Origin of the sequence: Mesorhizobium sp. L-8-3, from assembly GCF_016756615.1 — a bacterium.
Lineage (GTDB): Bacteria > Pseudomonadota > Alphaproteobacteria > Rhizobiales > Rhizobiaceae.
Genome location: NZ_AP023262.1, coordinates 7,685,607 through 7,711,332, shown reverse-complemented (window position 1 = coordinate 7,711,332; position 25,726 = coordinate 7,685,607). Strand labels below are relative to the sequence as shown.

The window sequence follows — 25,726 nt, the reverse complement described above, 5'->3', positions numbered from 1 at the left end:
CCGTCCTCCGCAGCTGCTGCGGAGGACGGGCAGGCGGATGAGGGGCGGCACCGCCAGTCAAAGGTTATGATGTTCCTCACGGCCGCAATAGGTGAACAGCTTCTGCGGCCCCTCGAAGCCCTTGAACTCGACCGTCGCCGCAAGCTTCGCGTCGACGCAGAGATTGGTTGCGATCTCCTCGGAGACGACGTGCCGCAGGTCGAGCACCGCCGCCGCATCGAGCAGTCGGGCCGCGTAGTTTATAGGGCCCCCGATCGCAGTGAAGTCGAGCCGGTTCGCACCGCCGATATTGCCATAGTGGAAGCTGCCTGCGTGGAGCGCGGAGCGGAAGGCGATCTTGCCGGCGTGCGGGCTTGCGGCCAGCAACGTCTCGCCTTCGAGGATGGTCTCGCTCGCGGCCTTCACTGCGTCGGCGCGTGTCGTCTTGCCGTTATAGGGAAAGATCGCGAAGAAGCCGTCGCCGAGGAACTTCAGCACTTCGCCGCCATGCTTTTCGACCGGGGGCACGACTATGTCGAAGGCGTCGTTGAGCATCGTGACGATCTCGGGGCCGGACATGGTGTTGGAAAGCTCGGTGAAGCCGATCAGGTCGGTGAAGAGGATCGCCGCCTCGATCTCCTCTCCGTCGCCGCGATGGATGCTGCCGCCCAGGATCTGGTCGCCGCTGTTGCGCCCGACATAGGCCGAGAGGATAGACGCCGCGTTGATGCGCAGCACATAGGTCTCGGCGAGCCTGGCGAGCGGCCTGCGGATGAGCTCGATCGCAGCGATCGCTTCGAGACTGAAGCCCTGGGGAGCCTTCGTCGAAAAGGTGGCCGCGTGGATTTCGCCGTCGGTGAAGACCAGCGGCATGGCCATGTAATCGGTGAAGCCCTCGTCCCTGAGCTCGGAAAGGATCATGAACTCCGACAGGGCATCCGGATCGTTGAGGCGCCGGCGGATCGAAACTTGCTCCGAGATCACCTTCGGCAAGGGGTTGCGTGTGTACTCCACAGTGCTGGAGACGCCGATGGGACCATCGGTGATCGTCACCCCGTCTTCGGCCGTCCATGCGATGCGGCGTCCTTCGATATTGGGATGCAGCAGATTGACGAAGAGCGCGAAGCGTCCGATCGGCACGCCGGCGGCGACAAGGCGCCGGCAGATGTCGTCGATACGGCTGCCTGGCCTGGCCGTCTCACCCCGGCTCGGGGGCGCGCCGTCGATCATCCAGGCGATCAGCGCGTCGATCGCGGCGTGGTCGATGTCGCCATGGCTCATCATGGTTGGCCCGGGAACGGCAACGATCTCGTTCATGCATTGCACCTCGACCGCATCGGCACGAGAATCGTGCTCGATCTTCGGAAAGCACGATGCGTAGGCTTGAGAAACGACGGAGCGTCCTTTGTGCGTCCAGGTGGACGCACCGCGCTCTATCGGGAAAGATAAGGGCGGGGCGCGCCGGAGAAAAGCCGGCTACGCAGATACGATCGAAAAGAACAGTATCGGACGGAGAATCGAAACAATTGTTCAGGCGCTGTCGCCGGGACGGATCCTTTCCGCGCGGCCGACGCCTCAGGCCGCCGGCTTCTCCGCCGGGGCGGGTCGCCGGATGCCGGCCACCGCGTCGAGCACCAGGGGCCTCAGCCCCTTGCCGCCGGCCTCGACGATCTCGAAGAACTGGCGGCGCATGCGCGGGTCCCAGAAGTCGTTGATATGCTTGGCCACGCCCGCCGCCGCCTCGTCATGCGGCATGGTCTCGAAGAAGGCCGCGATCTGGTTCGCCATGTAGACCAGCTTCTCCTTGGTGTTCATGGCGTGGTTCTCGTCATGCGACATGTCTGGAGGCCTCGTCGGATACGCGTTCGGGATGTGTGAAGACGTCGAATTCCTCGCCGCGCACCAGGGCGACGAGGGTCATGCCGGCGGCCTCCGCGGTGCGGATGGCGAGCGCGGTGGGCGCGGAGACCGCGATGATGAAGGGCGCGCCGATGGCCGCGGTCTTCTGCACCATCTCGACCGAGACGCGGCTGGTCACGACGACGGCGCCGCCGGTTCCGTCCATGCCTGACTTCGCCAAGGCGCCGGCCAGCTTGTCGAGCGCATTGTGGCGGCCGACATCCTCGCGCGCCGCGACGATGCCCTTGCCGGGCATGTAGAACCCCGCGGCATGGACAGCGCCGGTCTCGGCATGCAGCGGCTGCACCTTGGAGAGCAGCCTGACGGAACGGGCGATGTCGTCCGCGGCGAGCGAGAGGCCGGAGGCGCCGACAGCGTCGACCGAACGCATGGCCTCCTCGATCGATTCGATGCCGCACAGGCCGCAGCCGACCGGACCTGCGAGCCGCCGCCGCCGCGCCGCGAAGCGCGTGTTGGCGGCGTCCTTCAACCGGATCTGGATGTCGATCCCGGCGCCGAGATCCGCCACCTCGATCGCCTCGATCTCGTCAGGCGAGGAGATGATGCCTTCGGTCAGCGAGAAGCCAAGCGCGAAATCCTCGAAATCGGCCGGGCTCGCCATCATCACCGCATGGGTGGTGCCGGCATAGGACAGTGCGATCGGGGTTTCTTCCGGCACCATGCGGTCGGCGATGCGGGTGCCGCCGGTCCGGTGGGCCAGGCGAGATGCCTGGGCGAGGGGCGGGCGCATCATGGCGCCCCCTCTCCCTGAGACCTCGGCTCTCTTCTCACTCCGCCGCCTCCAGCTTGCCCTCGATGCGACGGCTGCGACGGGAGAGCGCCTCATATTCTTCCTGCCAGTCGGTCGGGCCGTTCGACGGGCCGACCTGCACGGCCGTCACCTTGTATTCGGGGCAGTTGGTCGCCCAGTCGGAGAAATCCGTGGTGATGACGTTGGCCTGCGTGTCGGGGTGGTGGAAGGTCGTATAGACCACCCCCGGCGCGACGCGCTCGGTGATCAGCGCGCGCAAGGTGGTTTCGCCGGCCCGGCTTTGCAACCGCACCCAGTCGCCGTCGCGTATGCCGCGGTTCTCGGCGTCGAAAGGATGGATCTCCAGACGGTCTTCCTGGTGCCACACCACATTGTCGGTCCGCCTCGTCTGGGCGCCGACATTGTATTGCGACAGGATGCGGCCGGTGGTCAGAAGCAGCGGGAAGCGCGGCCCCGTCTTCTCGTCGGTCGCCACATATTCGGTGCGGATGAACTTGCCCTTGCCGCGCACAAAGCCGCCGATATGCATGACCGGCGTGCCGAGCGGCGCCTTCTCGTTGCAAGGCCACTGCACCGAGCCCTCGCGCTCGAGCAGGTCGTAGGATACGGACGCGAAGCTCGGCGTCGTCCTGGCGATCTCGTCCATGACCTCGGACGGATGCGAATAGCTCCAGTCCATGCCCATCGCCCGGGCGAGCTTTTGCGTCACCTCCCAGTCGGCGAGGCCGTTCTTCGGCGCCATCACCTTGCGCACGAGGTTGATGCGGCGCTCGGCATTGGTGAAGGTCCCGTCCTTTTCCAGGAAGGTCGAGCCTGGCAGGAAGACATGGGCGTAGTTGGCGGTCTCGTTGAGGAAGAGGTCGTGCACGACCACGCATTCCATCGCTTCGAGCCCGGCGGCCACATGGCTGGTGTTGGGATCGGACTGAAGGATGTCCTCGCCCTGGACGTAGATGCCCTTGAAGCTGCCGTCGATCGCGGCATCGAGCATGTTGGGGATGCGCAGGCCCGGTTCCGGATCGAGCTTCACGCCCCACAGGCTCTCATAGATGTCGCGCGTGGCGTCGTCGGACATGTGGCGATAGCCCGGCAGCTCGTGCGGGAAAGAGCCCATGTCGCAGGCGCCCTGCACATTGTTCTGGCCGCGCAGCGGGTTCACGCCGACGCCGGGCCGGCCGATATTGCCGGTCAGCATGGCGAGATTGGCGATCGCCATGACCGTGGTCGAGCCCTGGCTGTGCTCGGTGACGCCCAGGCCGTAGTAGATCGCGCCGTTGCCGCCGGTCGCATAGAGCCTGGCCGCGCCCCGGATCAGCTCCGCCGGCACGCCGGACACCTTTTCCACCGCTTCCGGACTGTGCTGCGGCTCGGCGACGAAGGCTGCCCAGTCCTCGAATTCCGACCAGTCGCAGCGCTCGCGGATGAATTTCTCGTCATGGAGCCCTTCGGTCACGATCACATGGGCGAGCGAGGTGACGACAGCGACATTGGTGCCGGGCTTCAGCGGCAGATGATACTGCGCCTCGACATGGGCCGAGCGCACGATGTCGGTACGGCGGGGGTCTATCACGATCAGCTTGGCGCCCTGGCGCAGCCGCTTCTTCAGCCGCGAGGCGAAGACGGGATGGCCGTCGGTCGGGTTGGCGCCGATGATCACGGCCACATCGGTCTCTTCGACGCTGTCGAAGTCCTGCGTCCCGGCCGAGGTGCCGAAGGTCGTCTTGAGGCCGTAGCCGGTCGGCGAATGGCAGACGCGCGCGCAGGTGTCGACATTGTTGTTGCCGAAACCCTGGCGGATCAGCTTCTGCACCAGATAGGTCTCTTCGTTCGTGCAGCGCGACGAGGTGATCCCGCCGATGGCCCCGCGCCCATATTGGTACTGGATGCGCCGGAACTCGCCGGCGACGTGCCTGAAGGCCTCGTCCCAGCTGACCTCGCGCCATGGATCGCTGATCTTCTCGCGGATCATCGGGTTGAGTATGCGGTCCTTGTGGCTGGCATAACCCCAGGCGAAGCGGCCTTTCACGCAGGAATGGCCGCGATTGGCCTTGCCGTCCTTGTAGGGCACCATGCGCACGACCTCTTCGCCGCGCATCTCTGCCTTGAACGAGCAGCCGACGCCGCAATAGGCGCAGGTCGTCACCACCGAGGAGGTGGGCCGGCCCATCTCCAGCACCGACTTTTCCCGAAGCGCGTCGGTCGGGCAGGCCTGCACGCACGCGCCGCAGGAGACGCATTCGGACTCGATGAAATTCTCCGACATGCCCGCCGAGACGCGCGATTCGAAGCCGCGCCCCGTGATCGTCAGCGCGAAAGTGCCCTGCACCTCCTCGCAGGCCCGCACGCAGCGCGAGCAGACGATGCATTGCGAGGGATCATAGGAGAAATAAGGGTTGGAATCGTCGCGGGCGATATAGTCGATATTGAGCGAGCCGTTGCCCGGCGCGACATGGTTGCGGCCCCCGATGCCGTAGCGGTTCTCCGTCAGGCCGACCGCCTTCGCCACCGTGTCGAACTCCGTGCCTTCGAAGCCGGCATCCGGGTTCCAGCCCTTGGGATGGTCGGAGATATAGAGCTCCATGACGCCGCGGCGCACCTGGTCGAGGCGTTCGGTCTGCGTCTTCACCACGATGCCCTCGGCGACCGGCGTCGTGCAGGAAGCCGGCAGGCCGCCGCGGCCCTCGATCTCGACCAGGCAGACCCGGCAGGAACCGAAGGCGTCGAGCATGTCTGTCGCGCAGAGTTTCGGGATCTCGACGCCGGCATCCATGGCGGCGCGCATGATCGAGGTGCCTTCCGGAACCGTCACCGTGCGGTCGTCGATGGTCAGCGTCACCGTCTTTTCGGACTTCGACGCGGGCGTGCCGTAGTCGACTTCCTCGACGAGCGATTTGATGTCGAACAAGGCGTTCATGTCATCCGCTCCTATTCCGCGGCCTCGGCGACAGGCGCCGGCTTGAAATCCTCGGGGAAATGGGTGAGCGCGCTCATCACCGGATAGGGAGTGAACCCGCCCAGCGCGCACAGCGATCCGAACTTCATCGTGTTGCACAGGTCGGTGACGAGCTCGATCTGCTTCTGCGGCTCGATGTTGCTCGCCAGCCGGTCGAGCGTCTCGACGCCGCGCATCGAGCCGAGCCGGCAGGGCGTGCACTTGCCGCAGCTCTCGATCGCGCAGAATTCCATGGCGAAACGCGCCTGCTTCAGCATGTCGACCGTGTCGTCGAAGACGACGATGCCGGCATGGCCGATCAGCCCGTCCCTGGCCGCGAAGGCCTCGTAGTCGAAGGGCGTGTCGAACAGCGCGCGCGGGAAATAGGCGCCCAGCGGCCCGCCGACCTGCACGGCCCTGACCGGCCGTCCGCTGCGCGTTCCGCCGCCGATATCGTCGACGATCTCGCCGAGGGTGAGGCCGAAGGCGGCCTCGAACAGGCCGCCATGCTTGACATTGCCGGCGATCTGGATCGGGATCGTGCCGCGCGAGCGGCCCATGCCGAAATTCTTGTAGAAGGCCGCGCCCTTGTCGAGGATGATGGGCACCGAGGCGAGCGAGATCACGTTGTTGATCACGGTCGGCTTGCCGAACAGGCCCTTGTGGGCCGGCAGCGGCGGCTTGGCGCGCACCAGCCCGCGCTTGCCTTCGAGGCTTTCGAGCAGCGAGGTCTCCTCGCCGCAGACATAGGCGCCGGCGCCGACGCGCACCTCCATGTCGAAGGCCTTGCCCGAGCCCAGCACGTCCGCGCCGAGCACGCCAGCCCGCCGCGCCGCGGCGATCGCCGCGTTCATCGTGGCGGCCGCATGCGGATATTCGGAGCGGATATAGACGTAACCCTTGGTCGCTCCGACCGCGATGCCCGATATCGCCATGCCTTCGATCAGGACGAAGGGATCGCCTTCCATGATCATGCGGTCGGCGAATGTCCCGCTGTCGCCCTCGTCGGCATTGCAGACGATGTATTTGCGCTCGGCGGCAGTATCGAGCACGGTCTTCCATTTGATGCCGGTCGGGAAGCCCGCGCCGCCGCGGCCGCGAAGGCCCGATTCCGTCACCGTGGCCACGATCTCGGCGGGCGTCATGGCGATCGCCCTGGTCAGCCCCACAAGGCCGCCATGGGCGCGGTAGTCGTCGAGCGACACGGGATCGATGATGCCGCAGCGGGCGAAGGTCAGCCGGGTCTGGCGGGCGAGGAAGGGGATCTTCTCGGGCTTGCCGAGCCAGCGCTTGTGCTGGCCGCCGGCGAGGAAGTCGGCGTCGAACAGCGACTTCACCTCCGAAGGCATGACCGGCCCATAGGCCACCCGGCCCTTGTCGGTCAGCACCTCGACCATCGGCTCCAGCCAGTAGAGGCCGCGCGAGCCGGTGCGAACGATGCGCGCCTTCTGCCCGCGCTCGGCGAGCTCGGCCTCGATCGCCTTGGCGACCTTTTCGGCTCCCAGCGCCAGCGCGCCGGAATCGCTGGGGATGTAGAGCGTGACGGTCATCCCTGCACCTCCGCCACGATGGCGTCCAGCTTGTCGGCGTCGAGGCGTCCGATCACCTCGCCGTCGAGCATCGCCGAGGGCGCGCAGGCGCAGAGCCCCAGGCAATAGACCGGCTCCAGCGTGACCGCGCCGTCCCCGGTCGTCTCATGGAAGCCGATGCCGAGCAGCTTCTGGATGCGTTCGGCCATCGCGTCGCCGCCGACCGACTGGCAGGCCTCGGCGCGGCAGATCTTCAGCACATGGCGGCCCGCCGGATGGCGGCGATAGTCGTGGTAGAAGGTGACGACGCCATGCACCTCGGCCCGCGAGAGGTTCAGCGCCTCGGCGATGACGGGCAAGGCTTCCTGCGGCACGAAGCCGAATTCTTCCTGGATGCCGTGAAGGATCGGCAACAACGGGCCTTCGAGCCCGTGATGCGCAGCGACGACCTGCGCCGTCCGCGCTTCGATTTCGGTACTTGCAAGCTGCATTCCCACGCAGCGCCCTCCCTGAAGTCGGTACCGCGTGTCCGGCACCTCAATAGTTAGGAAGCCAAAGGAAACGTCGCAAATCAATAATGCGGTTTCGTTGCTTGATAGAAATTTTCTATCAAGCCTGGCTCTGTTGCCAGCGGTCGATACGATCGACCGCTGGAGCGCGCGACTGCGCGCCGCGCCCGTTGGCGCGAAGCCAAGCGGCCCGGAGGGGCCGCGCCGGCGATTGAGGCCATTGGGACGAGAAGGGTTCTATCTCAACGGGATGGCTTGAAGTTGCTCGCCAGCGTCATCGCCTCATCCAGAAGCGCCGAGACCAGCGGCGTATGCGGCTCGCGCGGCGCCGCAACCAGGCCGACCGTGTGGCTGGCATCGGGCTCGACGATGGGGATGGCGCGGATCGGCTCGGCGAAGCCGAAGGTCTCGGCCAGGTTGAGCGGCATGATCGACGACCATTTGCCGGTCCGGATATGCGAGAAGAGCACGATCATCGAATTGGATTCGAGAGTCGGGCGCACCTGAACGCCTGCTTCGGCCAGATGCTGATCGATGATGCGGCGGTTCTGCATGTCGGGGGTGAGCAGGCAGAGCGGCAGGCGGCTCACCTCGGTCCATGTCACGGTGCGGCTGTCGGAGTGGGGATTTCCCGCGGCGGTGATGAGCTGGTAGCGCTCGGCATAGAGCGGGACGCTGGTCACCCGGCCCAGTGGCTCGTTGTCGAGATAGGTAATGCCGACGTCGATGTCGAAATTGCCGAGCAGCGACAGTACTTCGATCGAGGTTCGCGACAGCACCGAGAAGGTCACACCGGGGTGCTTCTCGCGGAACGGCGTGGTCAGCCGGGCCACCATGGCGAGCGCGGTCGGAATGGCCGCGATGCGGATGCGGCCGGAAAGCCCGTGGCGCGCCGCACGCATCTCCTCCTTCATGGTGCGCGTGTCGCCGACGATGCGGCGCGCCCATTCGAGCACCTGCCGCCCTTCCGGCGTCAGCCCCTGGAAGCGCGAGCCGCGCTGCACCAGCATCACGCCGAGCTGGTCCTCAAGCTGTTTTATGGCGGCCGACAGCGTCGGCTGGGTGATGCCGAGCTGCTCGGCGGCCCGGCCGAAATGCTCCTCCTTGGCGAGTGCGATGAAGAATTCCAGCTTGTCGATCATGGATGCCAACCGTCGTGACGGGAAGACAGGGTCGTCCGAATCGCGTTCGCTGGCAATGCCAGGGTGCCCGGCGTGAAAATGGCCCAGGCAAAAATTGACCGGCGAAATCGGCCTGCAGACTCGCGGCGGCCGAGCGCTGCCGAATCGTCTCGCCTGTGAGACGGAGGCCTCCTGTGCGCTTCCCTGGGGACCCGCTGCCGCATTTGGGTCATCCTGGCGCGGCATGTTGCGCCTCGAGCTGAGAACGTGGCACGGCGCCAATTGGAAAAGAGACCCCGGTCAGGCCGCGTTGCCGTTGTCGTCCGACGGTGTTTCCGCGACGTCACGGTTCCCTTAGGGCCAACTTTCGTCCTTTCAGGAATACGGTATGTTGAAGAGTATTTCGATCCGCAAAACATATAAATGATTGGGGAGACCGTTTGTTGGTAGCGTTCGACTTCGGAAGTCCTCCGGCTGGCGATGCCGATGGCGATCTGCTGGCCGAATGCGAACGCCAATTGTGTCCGATTCTCAACGAAATCGTGCAATCAGCGGTAGAGGCAGGCTGGAGCCGGGAGGATGTTCTTCTGACCCTGGTCGAGCTTTCGTGGGACATGTATGAGAAAACTCGCGGCGGCTCCTGACGAAGGTGCGCTGCAGTGAGGTCGATTGCCTGTCACTGTCCGCCCGACTGCGAAAACTGTGCTTCAAATCTGAGCTATGAGTATGAATCAAGCCGACTTTGATTTAGTAGTGTCGCCGATTTTGATTTAGCAATATCTAAAATAGCCGCCGCTGATGTAGGGATCAAAAATATTTGTTCAGAGATTTTTTACCCGCTGCCAACAATGCCCTTTCCAATGCCGGGCGTCGCCTTTAGGTTGCGACGGGGGTTTACGGGGCTTGAAGGAGGCAACTCAGGCGTCGATTTGAATTACCGGCTGCGTCTCAGGCAGCGGAAATTCGGTTGGCCGGCAACACGCTGAGGCGGGAATGCGGCACAAGAGCGATGTCCTGGAACGCGGCAGTTCCGGGACAGATTGGCAACGGGCAAATGAGATTCTCGATGTCATTCCCAATGAGGCGGGGCCGCGGCTGACAACCTTCCGAGGCGGCGCAGTCTATTCTCGTCGGCCGCCGGGATCGCAGACCGTGCTGGCCGAGACCCATTTTGCGGCGGTCATGCTTGCGCCGGCGCCGGGGAACCGGGCGTCGCTGGGGAGCGACAGGATGCAGGAGTACGATGCTCCGACTGGAGCGCTCGTTATCCAGCCGGCGAATGTCGAAGGCCGGGCCGTCTGGTCGTCCGCAAGGGAAAGCGTGATCGTCGCCATCAGGCCCGAGAGCCTGCTCGAACTCGCCGCCCAGGAGTTCTCCATGGGCGATCCCGAACTCCGGCCGCCCCCCCTTCGGGACCATCGATCCTGCCGCACTGCATCTCGCGCAGTTGTTGAAGGCTGAATTGACGCGCGCGGTGCCCCCGAACGAGCTCTACGTGGATTCGCTGGTCACCATGTTCGGCGTTCATATTCTCCGGAACTATACGGGAATGGGTAATCCGGTGCCGGGACCGAAGGGCGGACTGTCGAACCGCAGCGCAAGGCGGGTGCAGGAATTTCTGGAAGCGAATTTTTCGTGCAAGATCTCGGTGGCCGAGCTTGCCGCCGTCTCCGGTCTTTCGCCGCGCCATTTCATACAGGCGTTCACCAGGAGCTTCGGCGAACCGCCGTACAGACATATACTGCGCCTGCGCCTGGGCTTCGCCGAAAGACTGCTCGTCAAGGGCGAACTGCCGATTGCGGAGGTCGCTCATGTGAGCGGGTTCTCGAGCCAGAGCCATTTGACGACCGTTATGATGAAATACCGCGGAATGACGCCGATGCAGATGCGGCGAGAGGGGCAAGCATCCATTCGAGATTCCGGGGCCACGGCGAGCCTGCCCTCGGGTTGAAGCGGCTGTCGGGTTGGCCCTGACGCACGGGCGCCGCGCCTCGGCGCTGCACTTTCCTGAAACAGAATCGGAACTTTCTGGAATACCGCGCGCCAGAAGTATGTCTTCCTTGCGCTCATGGAATCGTCCGGGGGTCCGGAGCTTTCCGCCAGGCATCGATGCGGCGTCGGAATCACCGACGTGATGCCTCGGCGGCGCGACCAGGCATCGCGGCACGAAGCTTCGTCGGACGGTTGCACATCCGAGGAGGCCTTCATGCGAAAGCCAGTTTCGCTGTGCGATGCTGCGCGTTGTCCGGAAAACCAGTTTGCCGGTGCGGCGAGGCTTCACGCTACCGCCTCTGCCGGTGCGGCAAAGATGGCCGGTGCACGTTCCATCGCATGTCGCCGATATCGGGACGCGACATGGCGCCCCAGGCAGAAAATCGCATGCCGTCGTTCGAGCCTCGCGAAAGGCCTTCGAACGCTCCGAGCGCCAGCGTTTCCATTCGCGAAACGCCGATGAACATGCAGTTTCCGGAATTCGAGTTGTTCAGTCCCAAGGTCGAGGCGGCCTGGACTGCCTTGCGGCGCCAGTACGCCAGCCGGATCACCGACCCGGAGATCGATCATCTCTTTGCCTGTTTCGTGCTTGGATTGACCTCTCCGGCTTACGCAGAGCAGGAACCGGCTCTTCATTTCGATCTCTGTCGCGCGTTGGTGGCGGTCGAGCTGCCGCCGGACCGGGCCCGCACTGCATTGCACGCAGTTCCGGAACCTACGCAGCCATGGGTCGCGAGCGCTTGCGCGCTGATCGAGAGCCAGGGTGCGAAGATCGGACGCATCCTTCAGGAAAAAACGTCGAATTTCGAAGACCTTTCAACCGCCGGGGCGAATGCGGCAACAGGAAGCCCGGGCAACACCGAGGAAAACGCAAAATGACTGCAGGCATTGAGGGGGAATCCCGTCGCGGATTTGTCGGCAACTGGGTTTCGGACGGCGGCGACAGCCGCTCGCAGCGCCGCAGGCTGATAGCGGTGCTGCGCATGGCCCATCGCGTGCTCGGCATGAAGCGCAGCCGGCTGGGGCTTGGCACGCTGGGAGCCGGCACGGCAGTCGGGGCGCTGGTCGGCGGCATTGGGATCATGATTCCGCAAACGGCTTTCGCGCAGGTCGCGATCGGAAATGGCACTTTGGCCAACCCGGCTTGCGGCCTGGCCACGAGTGCCGTGGCTCAGGCCACCGCGATCGGCTGTGGAGCCACCGCGACCGGGACGAGCGGTTCGGTCGCGATCGGCTACGATGCCGATGCGACAGGGTTCTACGGGATCGCCCTCGGCCTGAATTCGCGAGCCACGGGCGATGGCGGCATGGCGCTGGGCGCCAACACGGTCGCAGGCCACATCAATGCGGTTGCGCTCGGCGTCAACGCCAGTGCGACCTCTGCCGGCGCCAGCGCCTTGGGCACCGCCGCCATTGCTTCGGGATCGAACTCCACCGCGGTCGGTGTCGCCTCCACGGCTAGCGCACTCTTTGCGTTCGCCGGAGGTCGGCTGGCGGTTGCCAGCGGGGCGCGCGCCACTGCGCTCGGGTTTCAGGCGAATGCGTCGGGAATAGATGCCTTTGCCCAAGGCAGCTCCGCCGTCGCAAGCGATCAGAATGCTATCGCGATCGGCTTCCAGGCGACCGCGTCCGCGATCAACGCCATCAATATTGGCGGGCGCACTGTTGCGGGAACGGGAGCTCTCGCACAGAGCGCCATCGCCATTGGCACAGATGTGACGGCATCGGTGGCCGACGCCACCGCGATAGGACGCCAAAGCGTGGCATCGGCCCAGTTTGCCACTGCAATCGGGACAAGTTCCCGTGCGACGGGGACAAGCTCAGCAGCGCTCGGACCGAATGCCAATGCTTCGGCCAACTTCGCGCTGGCTCTGGGCAATGCGACCGTGTCGAGTGGAATCGGCTCGATCGCGATGGGTTCGGGAGCCCAGGCCACGGCTCTTACCGCCACGGCGATCGGCAACAACGCCAATGCTTCGGCGCTCAACGCGATTGCGATGGGCACCAGCACCGTCGCCGATTCTGAAGATGCCGTCGCCATCGGCAACGGCTCAACCGCGACCGGCGGCAAGGCGGTCTCCATCGGCTCCGGCAACATCGCCAATGGCGACGGCGCGGTGGCGATCGGCGATCCCAACACCGCGACCGGCGACGGCGCGATCGCGAGCGGCAAGGACAACACCGCTACCGGCAACGGCTCGGTCGCGATGGGCAACACCAATATGGTCGGCGGCGGCGGCCAGGCGATCAGCACGCCCGGCACGGCGGCGCAGGGCGCGGTCGGCATCGGCTATCAGAACACCGTCATCGGCCAGGGCAGCGTCGCGATCGGCAACACCAGCAGCGCGCTGGCGGCGGGCGCGGTCGCGTTCGGCGACACCGCGGTCGCCAACAACGCCGGCGATGTCGCTTTGGGCTCGGGCTCGGTGACGGCCGTCGCGGTCGGCACGCCGAGCGCAACGATCAACGGCACGACGTACAACTTCGTCGGCTCGACGCCGACGTCGACCGTGAGCGTAGGCGCGGCAGGTGCGGAACGCACCATCACCAATGTCGCCGCGGGACGGATCAGCGACACTTCGACCGACGCCATCAACGGCTCGCAACTCTATGCGACCAACCAGGCGGTCGACAGCCTCGGAACCGCCGTCAACAACATCAACAATGGCGGCGGCATCAAATATTTCCACGCCAACTCCACGCTGCCGGATTCCCAGGCGCTCGGCACGGATTCCGTCGCCGTCGGCCCGAACGCCGTGGCCAACAATGCCGGTGACGTGGCGATCGGCCTGAATTCGGCGTCGGGCACGACGACTGCGGTTGCCGGCGCGACGATCGGCGGCACGAATTACACCTTTGCCGGAGACACTCCGGCCGGCGCCTTCTCGGTCGGTTCGGCGGGCGCCGAACGCCAGATCCAGAACGTCGCGGCGGGTCAGCTCTCGTCCGCTTCGACCGATGCCGTCAACGGGTCGCAACTCTTCGCGACCAACCAGCAGGTGACGGCGAACACGACCGACATCACCAATCTCGGCAATACGATTGGCGATATCGGCAACACGATCAACAATATCGCCGGAGACACGTCGACGGCCTACACGGACGCCAATGGCGACGGCATCCGCTACGTTCGCACAAACGACAGGACGCTCCCGGTCACCGATTCCTTCGCGCAAGGGATCGGCTCGAGCGCCGTTGGCTACCAGGCGACGGCCGCCGCCGACAATTCGCTCGCGCTCGGCCGCGGCAGCCAGGCCACGATCGACGGCGGGGTAGCTCTCGGCTCCGGATCGATCGCCGATCGGGTGCTGGCGCCTGCCGCGGGCCAGATCGCAGCCGGTCCATCCAACTTCATCGAATACAACACGACCGACAAGACGCTGCTCGGGGCCGTGTCGGTCGGCACGGACACTTCCTATCGGCAGATCACCAATGTCGCGGACGGCACGAACGCCCAGGATGCGGTGACCATTCGGCAGCTCCAGGGCGCCATCGCGTCGGTCGCGGTGACCTCGACCAAATATTTCCACGCCAATTCGATTGCCGGGGATTCCCTTGCCGTCGGCGCAGAGTCGGTGGCGGTCGGTCCGACGACGGTGGTCAACGCAGACAACGGCATCGGCATCGGCAATGGCGCGATCGTCGACCAGGTCGCTCCGGGCGGCACGGCGATCGGGCAGGGCGCTCATGTGATGCTGGCCGACGGCGTCGCGATCGGCACGGAATCGAAAGCCGCCGGGATTCAGTCCGTCGCTTTGGGCGCAGGCGCCGAAAGCAACCACATCAACAGCGTCGCGATCGGTGCTTCGTCCATGACGACGGTAGGCGCTCAAGCCAGCTACACGGCCTTCGGCCTTGCGGCGGCGCAGACCTCGTTCGGCGAAGTGTCGTTTGGTTCGGCCGGTTCGGAACGCAAGCTCACGAATGTCGCAGCCGGTTCGGCAGATACCGATGCGGTGAATGTCAGCCAGTTGAGAGGATTGGGCACGCAGATCACCAATCATCTCGGCGGGAACTCGGTCGTCAATCCCGACGGCACGATCACCGGGCCGACCTACAACATCCAGGGCGGCAGCTACACGACGATCCATGACGGCTTCACCGCCGTGGACAATGCGATCAGCAACATCAACAATGGCGGGGGCATCAAATATTTCCGCGCCAACTCGACGCTCGCCGATTCCGCGGCCACCGGTACCGACAGCGTCGCCATCGGACCGGAAAGCGTGGCGAGCGGAACCGACAGCCTGGCTGCGGGCCACGGCGCCGCGGCGACCGGGCAGGGCGCTGTCGCGCTCGGCGAAGGAGCGCAGGCGAACAACGCCAATGACGTTGCGCTCGGCTCGGGTTCCGCGACGGAGGCGGCCGTCGGCACATCCGGCGCCACCATCAGGGGCAAGCACTATGACTTTGCCGGCGCTGCTCCGGTTGGAACGGTAAGCGTCGGTCATCAAGGCGCGGAGCGCACGGTCACGAATGTCGCGGCCGGTCGCATTTCGGCAGACAGCACCGACGCCGTGAACGGGTCGCAGCTTCATGCCACCAACTCGGCGATCGAGGACCTGCAGGGCGGCATCGGGAACATCAACAACAGCGCGGTCTTCTATGACGTCAATCCCGACGGCACCAAGAAGAACAGCATCACGCTGCAGGGCGGCGATGTGAATGCGCCGGTGGTCATCTCGAATGTCGGCAAGGGGGTGGCGCCTACCGATGTCGTCAATGTCTCCCAATTGAACGAGGGGATCACCCAGTCCAAGTCCTACACCGACAACCGTGTCAGCTATGCCATCGATACTGCCAACGACTACGCGGACAGGATCGCAGAGACGACGTTGAACGAAGCCAACGACTATACCGATCAGAAGTTCAACCAGTTGAACCAGCAGTTCGACGAGGTCCAGGACGAGGCGCGGCAGGCCGCCGCCATAGGACTCGCTGCGGCATCGCTCCGCTTCGACGATCGGCCCGGCAAGGTGAGCGTCGCAATGGGCGGCGGCTTGTGGCGAGGCGAGGGAGCGGTCGCCTTCGGCGCCGGCTACACCAGCGAAAACGGTCGGGTCCGAGCCAATCTGTTGGGTACGACCGCCGGTGGACACTGGGGCGCCGGCGCCGGTGTCAGCTTCACTCTGAACTGACCGCAATGCTCACACGGGCGATCTCCGGCGCCGCAACCTTCATGGCTTGCCTGTTCCTGTCTGGCCCCCACGCGACCGGACAGGAGGCAAATCCTTCTGGCTGGCGAATAAAGCCGTCCGAGGTCGCAGCACCTCCGGATGTGAAGCCGGGCGGTTACCAGAGGATCATCCGGCCTTTCGAGAACTGGACGCTGATCTGCGACGAAAACCTGGAGAAACGTCAAAGGGTCTGCAACGTCACCCAGATCATCGAGAACCAGGCGGGAGAGATCGCCTTCAGCTGGTCGCTCGCGGCCACGCAGGAAGGCAACCCCTATATGATCCTGCGCACGGCGCCCGTCGCCAGGAGCGACGGCCTTGTCTCGCTGGCGTTCGAGGGGCGCAAGGAGCCGGTCAAGGTCCAGCTTGACGGATGCAACGAAGCGGTTTGCATCGGCATGCTGCCGATCGGCCCCATCATGCGCGAGCAGATTTCGAGAAGCGCGGCACCGACGATCTCCTACCCGACCACTGATGGACGAACCATCAGCGTGACCGCGACCCTCAAGGGCCTTTCTACCGCCGTTGAGGCGATCAATTGACGAGGGCACTCCCCATGAACCAGCAATCGATCCACGACAGGATAATGTCCCGCAACCAGAGCGGTGATGCCGTCCACAGCGAGGTCGACGACCGGAAGGAGCTGCGGCGAAACTGGCTGAAGACGGCGGCCTTCTCGTTGCTGGGCATCGCGGTTGTGGGCGCTGCCGGTTACGCGGCGATGCGCTACGACGCGATCGGAAACTTCGTTTCGCAGCCGGCGGTTGCGGAGACGAATGAAGCCGGTCAAGGTCTTGCCGATACGCCCTTCCTGCAGCACGCCAAACAGGCCGGCTTGCAATCCTGTTCCTCCGTCTATCCTGTCCTTGGGGAATTGCTGACCACGGGTTCCCAATACAGCATCCAGTCGAACTGGAATCCCGAGACGCCGGACAAGCATGCGGTACAGGCCCTCGTGGGCATGAACTATGCCACGCCGGGGTACAGCGGTCCGGCGGCGGGCGTCGTGTTCGCCGCGCCTGGCGCATCGGTTTGCGAAGGCACCATGGTCCGGGTCGCACCGTTTGCAGCTTCATGCGCAGAAATTCCGGCCATGCTGCCGCAGGGAACCAAGCTTGCAAACAACCTTGGACAAATCAGCGTCTATGAACTTGCCAACGGCGGGGGCAACGCAATGCTCCTGCCTACCGGAAACAACTGCGTCGTGATTTCCGTGGCCGTGGCGGCGGGTAAGTGAGGAGGGACAAGATGAAATTCAGGTCTACCTTTGCAACCCTGGGGTTTCTGCTCGCATATACGGGGCAGGTCGCGTCCGCTGATCTCGCGGTCGGGATATCGGAAGCACCCGTTCCCCCTCCTCAGGAGGAGCGCGGCATCTGGGCGGCGATCGCCTATTCCGACATCGACGAAAAGCACGGTTTCTTCTGGGGCGCCGACAAGCGGCAGGAAGCCATGGACATAGCGTTCAAGCATTGCGAGAACGCGGGCGGCGAGGCTTGCAAAGTCGTCGAGGTCTTCCGGAATCACCGGCATTGGGACGATGACGACGATACCGGTTTTCCATACAATCATTGCGGCGCTCTCGCGATCGGCAAGGAAAAGCTCGATCGCATGAGCCCGTGGGGCGTGAAGTCGGCGCCAACGCGGCGAGAAGCCGAGGACCTTGCCGTTCAAGCCTGTGAGACATCGGGCATGGAGTGCAAGGTCCGTGAATGGGTATGCACTTGACGCCTCGGCGCGGGAAAAGTGCGTCAGCTCATCGCTGATACCTGGCGACCCTCGAAACGGAAAGAGGCACGCTTGCCTTTCTCGACATCCACGTCAGCAGGGCGACCGAACCGGACGGGGCCCTTTGCTCTCGCCGCGTCGTCGCTCGAGCACGCTTCGGGAGCATCGCGTCCCGGGCGTGCCCTTCCCTGTTTGATCGCCATGTTCATGTCTGCGACGACAGCCATGGCCCAGTCGCCCGACGGCCTGTCAGCCTTGCAGGAGACGTATCAGGACTGGCGGGTTTCCTGCGTCATGCGCGACAAGGTGCCTGCCTGCGCCATTTCCCAGGATCAGACACAGCAGAACGGACAGAGGCTTCTTGCCATCGAGGTGCAGGCGCGTCGCGACGGCACAGCCAACGCAACGCTGCTCCTCCCCTTCGGTATCGTCCTCGACACCGGGGTGACGCCGAATATCGACGATCGGCCGCCGTTGCCGCCGGTGCGGATCCGCACATGTTTGCCGAATGGATGTATCGCCTCGTATCCCATGGATTCCGCGACTGTTGCGAAGCTGCGGGCTGGCTCCCGTCTGAACCTCGGGGTTGTCGCCGATTCGGGCCAGAAACTGAATTTCCCGATATCGCTGCATGGCTTCTCGGCAGCGCTCGACCGGATTGCCGCCTTGGGTCTGCGATAGATGAAGCCGGTGAGCGAAACGGTCAGCTTGGTCAAGTCGGTGTATGACGAGCTGCCGTACACGTCGCACCCCTTCCCGCAATCGGCTCCCGAAAGCCTGGCTGCGGTGGCGCATCTGTTCGGGTTGGATGCGCCCGATGTCGCCACCGCGCGAGTTCTGGAACTCGGCTGCTCGTCGGCGGGCAACCTGATACCGTTCGCGGCAAGAAACCCTGCGGCACAACTCGTCGGCATCGATCTCTCCGGCGTTCAGATCGCACTGGGAAAGGAGCGGGTAGATGCTCTCGGCCTTTCCAACATCCGGCTGATCGAGGCCGATGTGGCCGCACTGGATTCGAAGGGCCTTGGCAGCTTCGATTTCGTCATCTGCCACGGCGTCTACAGCTGGGTTCCGGCGCATGTGCGGGAGGCCATTCTCCGCATCTGCAAGGAGAACCTCGCGCCCGACGGCATCGCCTATGTCAGCTACAATGTCTATCCCGGCTGGAAGGCCAGGGAGATCGTGCGCGACGCCATGATGCTGCGAGGTGCGGCGCGTGCCACCCCGGCCGAGCGGCTCGGCTACGCGAAGGGGATGCTCGACTTTCTCGAGCGGTTGGCCCCCAGGGGCAGCATACTGGCCAAGACCCTTGAGCACACGCTGCCCGAGTTGCGCACGCAGCAGGATAACTATCTTGCCCACGAATATCTCGAACCGTTCAACGCCCCCTGCTACTTTCAGGACTTCATAAGAGATGCAGGCGCACACGGGCTGGCCTATCTGGCAGAGGCTCAACCTTCGACGATGTTCGCCAGCAACTATGGCCAGGATGTCGCAGAGCCGTTGCTGAAGGAATGCGGCCACAGCCAGGTCCTTCTAGAACAATATCTCGATTTTGTCGCCAATCGGACGTTCAGGCAGACCTTGCTCGTCCACGATCGGCAAGCGGGCGATATCCGCTATCGGATCGATGGTGAGCGAATGCGAAAACTGCATTTCGCAGCCCGGCTGTCTTGTCAGGACGGCCGGATAAGGCTGGACAGTTCCCGCCAAGTGTTCGGGACGAATACGTCCAGCCTTGCAACCGAAAAACCGGCAGTGAAAGCCGCTGTCAAGGTGCTCTCCGATAGCTGGCCGGAAACGGTCTCCTACAATGACCTGGTGGAGCGCACGGGAGCCCTGCTCGGCGCTGCCTCCGAGCAGGAGCTGATGCCCGTGATAGACGAGCTTTTGGACCACCTCGTCATCAAGGGCTTGGCGCGGTTCCGTATCGCGCCGGTGCGCATCGGCGAGCGAGCCGAGGGCCGCATCGCGATCGAGCCTGCGATCCGTCGCGCGGCTGAAATCTCTCGCGATTGCGCCATCCCTGCGATCTTCAATCGATGGCATGAGCCCGTCCCGCTGGGTCTGGTGGCCACGCTGCTCCTGCCCGAGCTTGACGGAAGCCATGATCGTGCCGATTTGGAACGAGCCCTGCAGGACCATGTAAGATCGGGAAAGGTGAGATTCGAGCGAGGCGGCGAGCCGGTACGCGAAGCCGGTGAGATCTCGAAATGCATCGCCGAGCATGTCGACGCGACGATGCGTCAGTTGCTTGAAGCCAAGCTCGCCGTTCCGCCTATCGCAAGCTGATTGGTTCGCTCGTCAATCCTTTCGCGCCGCCGCATCATGCGGTCATTGCTGGAGGGACGGCGCATAGCGCATAGGAGCAGCCCGCCTTTGCAGATCTTTCGCTTTCGCCGCACGGCGTTTCCCTGTCAGCCGAACCCCCCGCCAGGCCATTTCCCGCGAAAGTTGCCGATTTGTGTGCCGGTCGTGTCCTCGCCCTGCATCCCATCGGTGACATACGACATGACAAAGCCGGCAAACTCCTTCTGAACCTCTTCATCTTCCAGAGGGTAGCCTGCACTTGACGCTCGTTTGGCGAATCGGGGGATCTCGCCAAAAGCATTCTGCACGGGCCCCTTGAGCCGGCCATACTGTCGAGCGAGGTAATCTTTGATTTTCTGCTCGAAAAGCTCCAGCGAAATTGTTCCCAAAATACGTTCCCGCGCATTGTTGACGTCATCTTGCGTCATTGTCGGGATAACGCTCGTGATAAACTTAGATCTGCTTTGAAAGCCGGATTCTTTTAGATTCCTTCTGCGAACTGCATCCGTGGCCGCTGTTAGCAGGTTGTCAGATGCATTTTTCAGACCCGGGGTGGGTGTTCCGGAAATCGGCGGATCCACGTCGAAGATGCCAAGCATGATCGGTCCTTTCGCATGCTCTCAATGCGCAGATTTGATTGGCGCAATTTGATTGCGGTGTGGGGTGCAGCACTCATCGAACGCCGCGGCAGGCCAACGCAGCCGACAGGTTCGTCGCCGACGTGAACCGGTCACGGTTGTGGAACGCTTTCACGACCTGCCCTTCCTCGGTTGCAGATTGATGAAACTGCACAACTCGAAGGGCGTCAAGGACAGCAATCGGCGTTTCCATGCAGTTTCTTCACGCTGCCATGCCCAAATCCGGCGATAGACGGGCCGCGCCTCGCTGCCTCCACTTTCATGCGACACGCTGGCGCGGCCCGCTTGCGAGGGGATCAGCCGATCATGCCGTGATTGATCATCCAGGGCGTGCCGTATCTGTCCGTCACCATGCCGAACTTCTTCGCCCAGAAGGTCGGCTCGAACGGCATCGTAACCGTTCCGCCGTCCGCGAATGCGTTGAAGATGCGCTCGGCGTCCTTCTCGTCGTCGATCTCGATCGAGATGCTGAAGCCCTTCTTCGTGGCGTCACCCATCTCCGGCGGCGAATCCGCGCCCATCAGCGACTGGCCGCCCGCGATCAGATGCGCATTGATGATCTTGTCCTGCCAGTCCTTCGAGACATGTTCGCCGGCAGGCGTCTCGGCATGGCTGATCATGGCCACGATCTCGCCCTTCAGCACCTTGGCATAGAATTCGAAGGCTTCCCGGCATCGGCCGTCGAAGCTGAGATAAGGTACGAACTTCATCTTGTCCTCCTTGATGGGGTTGTCGGGCGGGCAGGCGTCCTCCCGCTCCGAACCGACGACGATCGGCGAAGCGGGAAATCGACACAGCTTCGGATTTTTTCGTGACAACCGATCCAGCGCCGGCAGGCGCGACGCCGAGCGTCGCCTGTCATGCTTGGTTCCGCGATCGGAATGCACTATCTCACGGTCACGAAAAGCAATCAGGCAAGGCATCATGTCCGTCACCAAGGAAACCGTCATCGCCAGCCTCCGGACGGTCAACGGACCGGACTTCACCGGCAACATCGTCGATCTCGGGCTGGTTTCGGAGATTTTCATCGCCGACCATAAGGTGTTCTTCTCGATCACCGTCCCGGCAGCCCGCGCCCAGGAGATGGAGCCTCTGCGCGCCGCCGCCGAACGTGTGGTGCGCGCCATCCCGGGCGTCGCCGGCGCCGTTGTCGCGCTGACGGCCGAGAAGAAGGGCGGGGGCATGGAGAGCGCGCAGCCCCGGCCGGCGCCGCGCCCGTCAGCCCCCGCGCAGCCGCGGCCTGCTCCGGCCGCGAGGCCCGCGCCGCATGCGCCGCCCTCCGAGGCGAGGGGCAAGCGCGGCGTGCCGGGCATCGACGCGATCATCGCGGTGGCGTCGGGCAAGGGTGGCGTCGGCAAGTCGACCACCGCCGTCAACATCGCACTCGGCCTGAAGGCCAACGGGCTGAGGGTCGGCCTGCTCGACGCAGACATCTACGGTCCATCGATGCCCCGCCTGCTGAATATCCACGGGCGGCCCGAGACGGTCGACGGCAAGACCCTGAAGCCCATGGAGAATTTCGGCCTCAAGGTGATGTCGATGGGCTTCCTCGTCGACGAGGAGACGCCGATGATCTGGCGGGGGCCGATGGTCATGTCGGCGCTGACCCAGATGCTGCGGGAGGTCCAATGGGGCGAGCTCGACGTGCTCGTCGTCGACATGCCGCCCGGCACGGGCGACGCCCAGCTCACAATGGCGCAGCAGGTCCCGCTCGCCGGCGCCATCATCGTCTCCACCCCGCAGGATCTCGCCCTCATCGATGCCCGCAAGGGTCTCAACATGTTCAAAAAGGTCGATGTGCCGCTGCTCGGCATCGTCGAGAATATGAGCTATTTCGTCGCCCCCGACACCGGCAAGCGCTACGACATCTTTGGCCATGGCGGCGCGCGCAAGGAGGCCGAACGCCTCGGCGTCACCTTCCTCGGCGAAGTGCCGCTGGTCATGGGGATTCGCGAGACCTCCGATGCGGGGGCTCCGGTCGTGGCGTCGGAGCCCGACGGAACCGAGGCCCGTATCTATCGCGACATCGCGACGCGGGTCTGGGATCGTGTCAACGCCGAACGCGGTGCTGCCGAGGCGGCAACGCCGAAGATTGTATTTGAATAGGACGGTGAATGGTGAATGGTAAAATGGTGAATGGTCACAAAAATTTCATGGCATGGCACTTTCGATGAGCCGCCGCTGATCTTTCCTACCATTCACCATTCACCATTCACCATTCACCATTCACCATTCACCATTCACCATTCACCATTCACGATTGACTCACCCGCTCGTTGAAGCTCGAGAAGAACTGTCCCGCCAGCTTCTTCGACGTCGAGGTGATCAGCCGGCTGCCGAGCTGGGCGATCTTGCCGCCGACATCGGCCTTGGCGGCATAGGTCAGCACCGTCGTGTCCTCCCCATCGGGCGTCAGCGTCACGTCGGCGCCGCCCTTGGCGAAGCCTGCGATACCGCCCTTGCCTTCGCCCGCGATGGTATAGGAATGCGGCGGGTTGAGGTTCTTCAGCGTCACCTCGCCGTTGAAGGTCGCCTTGATCGGCCCGATCTTGAGCACCACGGTCGCCGCCAGATCGGTGTCGGACTTCTTCTCCAGGCTCTGGCATCCGGGGATGCAGTCCTTGAGCACGTCCGGATCGTTCAGAGCTTCCCAGACTTTCTGCACGGGTGCCGCGATCCGTTCCTCGCCTTCGATGACCAGAGCCATGCCGAATTCCTCCACTAGCATCTTGGAGGCGTAGCGAAACACGTCGGCCTTGTCCATCGCACCAAAGTGCTGGATCGGTCTCGCCTTCTGGATCGGCGGGAGCATCAAGGCGTCCGGTACATGGTGCGTCCTTCGAGGCTCGCTGCGCTCGCACCTCAGGATGAGGGGCGTAGTGCCCGCCTTCCTCGTTCTGAGGTGCGTAGTGCCAGCTTCACTTGTCCTGGGTGTGTCGTGCCAGCCTCGCTTGTCCTGGGTGTGTAGTGCCAGCCTCACTTGTCTTGGGTGTGTCGTGCCAGCCTCGCTTGTCCTGGGTGTGTAGTGCCAGCCTCCCTCATCCTGAGGTGCGAGCGCAGCGAGCCTCGAAGGACGCACCAGAGAAGCATGCTATTTGTCGGACAAATAGGGCAAGCCCCACTTGCCGCCGACCGGCCGTTGGCCTAACCATGCGGGTCGGATTCCTGGAGGGCCATATGTCCGGTTCAAAGCAGCCAAAGAAGCTCAGGTCGCGGGAGTGGTTCGACAATCCGGACGATCCCGAGATGACCGCGCTCTATATCGAGCGCTATCTCAACTACGGCCTGACGCGCGGCGAGTTGCAGTCCGGCAAGCCGATCATCGGCATCGCCCAGACGGGATCGGACCTGTCCCCCTGCAACCGTCACCATATCGAGCTCGCCAGGCGCGTGCGTGCCGGCATCGAGGCGGCGGGCGGCATTCCGTTCGAATTTCCGTGCCACCCGATCCAGGAATCGGGCAAGCGTCCGACCGCCTCGCTCGACCGCAACCTCGCTTATCTTTCGCTGGTCGAGGTGCTATACGGCTATCCGCTCGACGGCGTGGTGCTGACCATCGGCTGCGACAAGACCACGCCGGCATTGCTCATGGCGGCGGCGACGGTCGACATTCCGGCCATCGCCTTTTCCGTCGGCCCGATGCTCAACGGCTGGCAGGGCAACGAACGCATCGGCTCCGGCACCATCGTCTGGAAGTCGCGCGAGCGCTTGGCGGCCGGCGAGATCGACGCGGAAGGTTTCATGGCGGCCGTCACGGCCTCGGCGCCGTCGGTCGGCTATTGCAACACGATGGGCACGGCCTCGACCATGAATTCGCTGGCCGAGGCGCTCGGCATGCAGCTTCCGGGTTCGGCCGCCATCCCCGCGCCCTATCGCGAACGCGGACAGATGGCCTACGACACCGGCCGCCGCATCGTCGAAATGGTGCATGAGGAGATTAGGCCGTCCGACATCATGACGCGAGAGGCCTTCGAGAACGCCATCGTCGTCAATTCGGCGATCGGCGGCTCCACCAATGCGCCGATCCACCTCAACGCCGTCGCCCGCCATCTCGGCGTTTCGCTCGACAATGACGACTGGCAGGCGGTCGGCCACCGCATTCCGCTGCTGGTCAACATGCAGCCGGCCGGCGCCTATCTCGGCGAGGATTTCTATCGCGCCGGCGGCGTCCCCGCGGTCGTCGCCGAACTGCTGAAGGCCGGCCTGCTGCCTCACCCGGATGCCAGGACGGTCAATGGCCGCACCATCGCGGAGAACTGCCGTGATGCGGCGAGCACCAATGCCGAGGTCATCCTTCCCGCGGCCGAGCCGATCAAGGTCGATGCCGGCTTCATCAACCTGAAGGGCAACCTCTTCGATTCCGCCATCATGAAGACCAGCGTGATCTCGACAGAGTTCCGCGAGCGCTATCTGTCCGACCCGCGCGATCCCGAAGCCTTCGAGGGCAAGGCGGTGGTCTTCGACGGGCGCGAGGACTATCACGCCCGGATCGAGGATCCATCGCTCGGCATCGACGAACACACGATCCTGTTCATGCGTGGCGCCGGGCCGATCGGCCACCCCGGGGCTGCGGAGGTGGTCAACATGCAGCCGCCGGCCGCCCTCATCCAGCGTGGCGTCAAATCGCTGCCCTGCATCGGGGACGGGCGCCAGTCCGGCACCTCGGGCAGCCCGTCCATCCTCAACGCCTCGCCGGAAGCGGCCGCCGGCGGCGGGCTCGCGCTCCTGAAGACGGGAGACCGCGTGCGCATCGATCTCAGGAAAGGCCGTGCCGACATGCTCGTCACGGACGACGAACTCACCCGTCGTCGCGCCGATCTCCAGAACGAGGGCGGCTATCGCTACCCGGCGCACCAGACGCCGTGGCAGGAGATCCAGCGCGGCATGGTCGACCAGCTCTCCGAAGGCATGGTGCTGAAGCCCGCGCTGAAGTACCAGCGTGTCGCGCGTCAGGGCAAGGGCGTGCCGCGCGACAATCATTGACGCCGGTGCCGACTGGCGGAACAGGACGAAGATCGACGTCTCCCACAATCTCGCTGATCCACGTTGCGGCGAAACGAATGCCGTCATAGAGGCAAGCGGTCTTTTCCCCGCTACAACGGGGAGAAGATGCCGGTCCACCCTCCGCAGCCGCAGCGCA

23 protein-coding genes are annotated in these 25,726 nt (G+C 64.2%); 12 read left to right on the top strand and 11 right to left on the bottom strand.

The features are described from left to right. Positions 1-57 precede the first annotated feature (57 nt). From JN302_RS35570 to JN302_RS35540, 7 genes are all read right to left on the bottom strand, one after another. On the bottom strand, positions 58-1,296 hold the full coding sequence (locus JN302_RS35570) for an adenylate/guanylate cyclase domain-containing protein (RefSeq protein ID WP_202330705.1): 1,239 nt from the start codon (positions 1,294-1,296) through the stop codon (positions 58-60). Positions 1,297-1,554: 258 nt separating this feature from the next. Then, the gene (locus JN302_RS35565; RefSeq protein WP_202330704.1) at positions 1,555-1,818 is read right to left on the bottom strand and encodes a formate dehydrogenase subunit delta; all 264 of its coding nucleotides are present in this window, start codon (positions 1,816-1,818) and stop codon (positions 1,555-1,557) included. Further along, positions 1,808-2,632, bottom strand: coding sequence for a formate dehydrogenase accessory sulfurtransferase FdhD (fdhD, locus tag JN302_RS35560; protein WP_202330703.1), 825 nt, complete (start codon positions 2,630-2,632; stop codon positions 1,808-1,810). The genes JN302_RS35565 and fdhD overlap by 11 nt, the downstream gene beginning before the upstream one ends. Positions 2,633-2,666: 34 nt before the next feature. Next, a complete protein-coding gene (gene fdhF, locus JN302_RS35555) occupies positions 2,667-5,564 on the bottom strand; it encodes a formate dehydrogenase subunit alpha (RefSeq protein ID WP_202330702.1) in 2,898 nt (965 codons plus the stop codon). A gap of 11 nt (positions 5,565-5,575) precedes the next feature. Beyond that, entirely contained in the window at positions 5,576-7,132 is a 1,557-nt protein-coding gene (locus JN302_RS35550) for a formate dehydrogenase beta subunit (RefSeq protein ID WP_202308995.1), read from the bottom strand. Further along, complete coding sequence (locus JN302_RS35545; protein WP_202330701.1) at positions 7,129-7,608, bottom strand: formate dehydrogenase subunit gamma; 480 nt, start codon at positions 7,606-7,608, stop codon at positions 7,129-7,131. Before JN302_RS35545 ends, JN302_RS35550 begins: the two co-directional genes overlap by 4 nt. A gap of 254 nt (positions 7,609-7,862) precedes the next feature. After that, complete coding sequence (locus JN302_RS35540) at positions 7,863-8,762, bottom strand: LysR family transcriptional regulator (protein ID WP_202308993.1); 900 nt, start codon at positions 8,760-8,762, stop codon at positions 7,863-7,865. A gap of 422 nt (positions 8,763-9,184) precedes the next feature. On the opposite strand from JN302_RS35540, the gene JN302_RS35535 reads away from it, so the two are divergent. The 10 genes from JN302_RS35535 (at position 9,185) to JN302_RS35495 (ending at position 19,930) form a co-directional block, all read left to right on the top strand. Further along, positions 9,185-9,385 carry a hypothetical protein gene (locus JN302_RS35535; RefSeq protein ID WP_202308992.1) on the top strand — a complete coding sequence of 67 codons (201 nt, stop codon included), beginning with the start codon at positions 9,185-9,187 and terminating at the stop codon, positions 9,383-9,385. Positions 9,386-9,734: 349 nt separating this feature from the next. Further along, positions 9,735-10,202, top strand: coding sequence for a hypothetical protein (locus tag JN302_RS39865; RefSeq protein WP_342215896.1), 468 nt, complete (start codon positions 9,735-9,737; stop codon positions 10,200-10,202). A gap of 34 nt (positions 10,203-10,236) precedes the next feature. Further along, positions 10,237-10,692: an AraC family transcriptional regulator gene (locus tag JN302_RS39860; RefSeq protein ID WP_342215895.1), complete on the top strand. Its 456-nt coding sequence runs from the start codon at positions 10,237-10,239 to the stop codon at positions 10,690-10,692. Between the two features lie 404 nt (positions 10,693-11,096). Then, on the top strand, positions 11,097-11,612 hold the full coding sequence (locus tag JN302_RS35525; RefSeq protein WP_342215894.1) for a hypothetical protein: 516 nt from the start codon (positions 11,097-11,099) through the stop codon (positions 11,610-11,612). Next, positions 11,609-15,871: a YadA-like family protein gene (locus tag JN302_RS35520; RefSeq protein ID WP_202330700.1), complete on the top strand. Its 4,263-nt coding sequence runs from the start codon at positions 11,609-11,611 to the stop codon at positions 15,869-15,871. The genes JN302_RS35525 and JN302_RS35520 overlap by 4 nt, the downstream gene beginning before the upstream one ends. Positions 15,872-15,876: 5 nt before the next feature. Next, a complete protein-coding gene (locus JN302_RS35515; protein WP_202308989.1) occupies positions 15,877-16,452 on the top strand; it encodes an invasion associated locus B family protein in 576 nt (191 codons plus the stop codon). A gap of 14 nt (positions 16,453-16,466) precedes the next feature. Next, positions 16,467-17,147 (top strand): hypothetical protein, encoded by a 681-nt coding sequence (locus JN302_RS35510; RefSeq protein ID WP_202308988.1) that lies wholly within the window; start codon positions 16,467-16,469, stop codon positions 17,145-17,147. 11 nt (positions 17,148-17,158) lie between these two features. Next, positions 17,159-17,638 carry a DUF4189 domain-containing protein gene (locus tag JN302_RS35505; protein WP_202330699.1) on the top strand — a complete coding sequence of 160 codons (480 nt, stop codon included), beginning with the start codon at positions 17,159-17,161 and terminating at the stop codon, positions 17,636-17,638. Between the two features lie 225 nt (positions 17,639-17,863). Next, complete coding sequence (locus JN302_RS35500; protein ID WP_244742595.1) at positions 17,864-18,319, top strand: invasion associated locus B family protein; 456 nt, start codon at positions 17,864-17,866, stop codon at positions 18,317-18,319. A gap of 9 nt (positions 18,320-18,328) precedes the next feature. Beyond that, positions 18,329-19,930: a methyltransferase regulatory domain-containing protein gene (locus JN302_RS35495; protein ID WP_202330698.1), complete on the top strand. Its 1,602-nt coding sequence runs from the start codon at positions 18,329-18,331 to the stop codon at positions 19,928-19,930. 125 nt (positions 19,931-20,055) lie between these two features. Here the strand turns inward: JN302_RS35495 and JN302_RS35490 are convergent, their stop codons facing one another. The 3 genes from JN302_RS35490 to JN302_RS35480 all read right to left on the bottom strand — a co-directional run bounded on the left by JN302_RS35490 (position 20,056) and on the right by JN302_RS35480 (position 21,296). Then, positions 20,056-20,547 carry a hypothetical protein gene (locus JN302_RS35490; protein ID WP_202308985.1) on the bottom strand — a complete coding sequence of 164 codons (492 nt, stop codon included), beginning with the start codon at positions 20,545-20,547 and terminating at the stop codon, positions 20,056-20,058. Positions 20,548-20,620: 73 nt separating this feature from the next. Further along, the gene (locus tag JN302_RS35485) at positions 20,621-20,779 is read right to left on the bottom strand and encodes a hypothetical protein (RefSeq protein ID WP_202330697.1); all 159 of its coding nucleotides are present in this window, start codon (positions 20,777-20,779) and stop codon (positions 20,621-20,623) included. Between the two features lie 103 nt (positions 20,780-20,882). Beyond that, positions 20,883-21,296 carry a VOC family protein gene (locus tag JN302_RS35480; RefSeq protein ID WP_202308983.1) on the bottom strand — a complete coding sequence of 138 codons (414 nt, stop codon included), beginning with the start codon at positions 21,294-21,296 and terminating at the stop codon, positions 20,883-20,885. Positions 21,297-21,510: 214 nt separating this feature from the next. Here JN302_RS35480 and JN302_RS35475 point away from each other — a divergent pair, with 214 nt between their 5' ends. Further along, a complete protein-coding gene (locus JN302_RS35475) occupies positions 21,511-22,692 on the top strand; it encodes an Mrp/NBP35 family ATP-binding protein (RefSeq protein WP_202330696.1) in 1,182 nt (393 codons plus the stop codon). A gap of 148 nt (positions 22,693-22,840) precedes the next feature. On the opposite strand, the gene JN302_RS35470 is transcribed toward JN302_RS35475, so the two are convergent. Further along, a complete protein-coding gene (locus JN302_RS35470; protein WP_202334558.1) occupies positions 22,841-23,293 on the bottom strand; it encodes an SRPBCC family protein in 453 nt (150 codons plus the stop codon). Between the two features lie 470 nt (positions 23,294-23,763). On the opposite strand from JN302_RS35470, the gene JN302_RS35465 reads away from it, so the two are divergent. Next, on the top strand, positions 23,764-25,569 hold the full coding sequence (locus JN302_RS35465) for an IlvD/Edd family dehydratase (RefSeq protein ID WP_202330695.1): 1,806 nt from the start codon (positions 23,764-23,766) through the stop codon (positions 25,567-25,569). Positions 25,570-25,726: the final 157 nt, after the last annotated feature.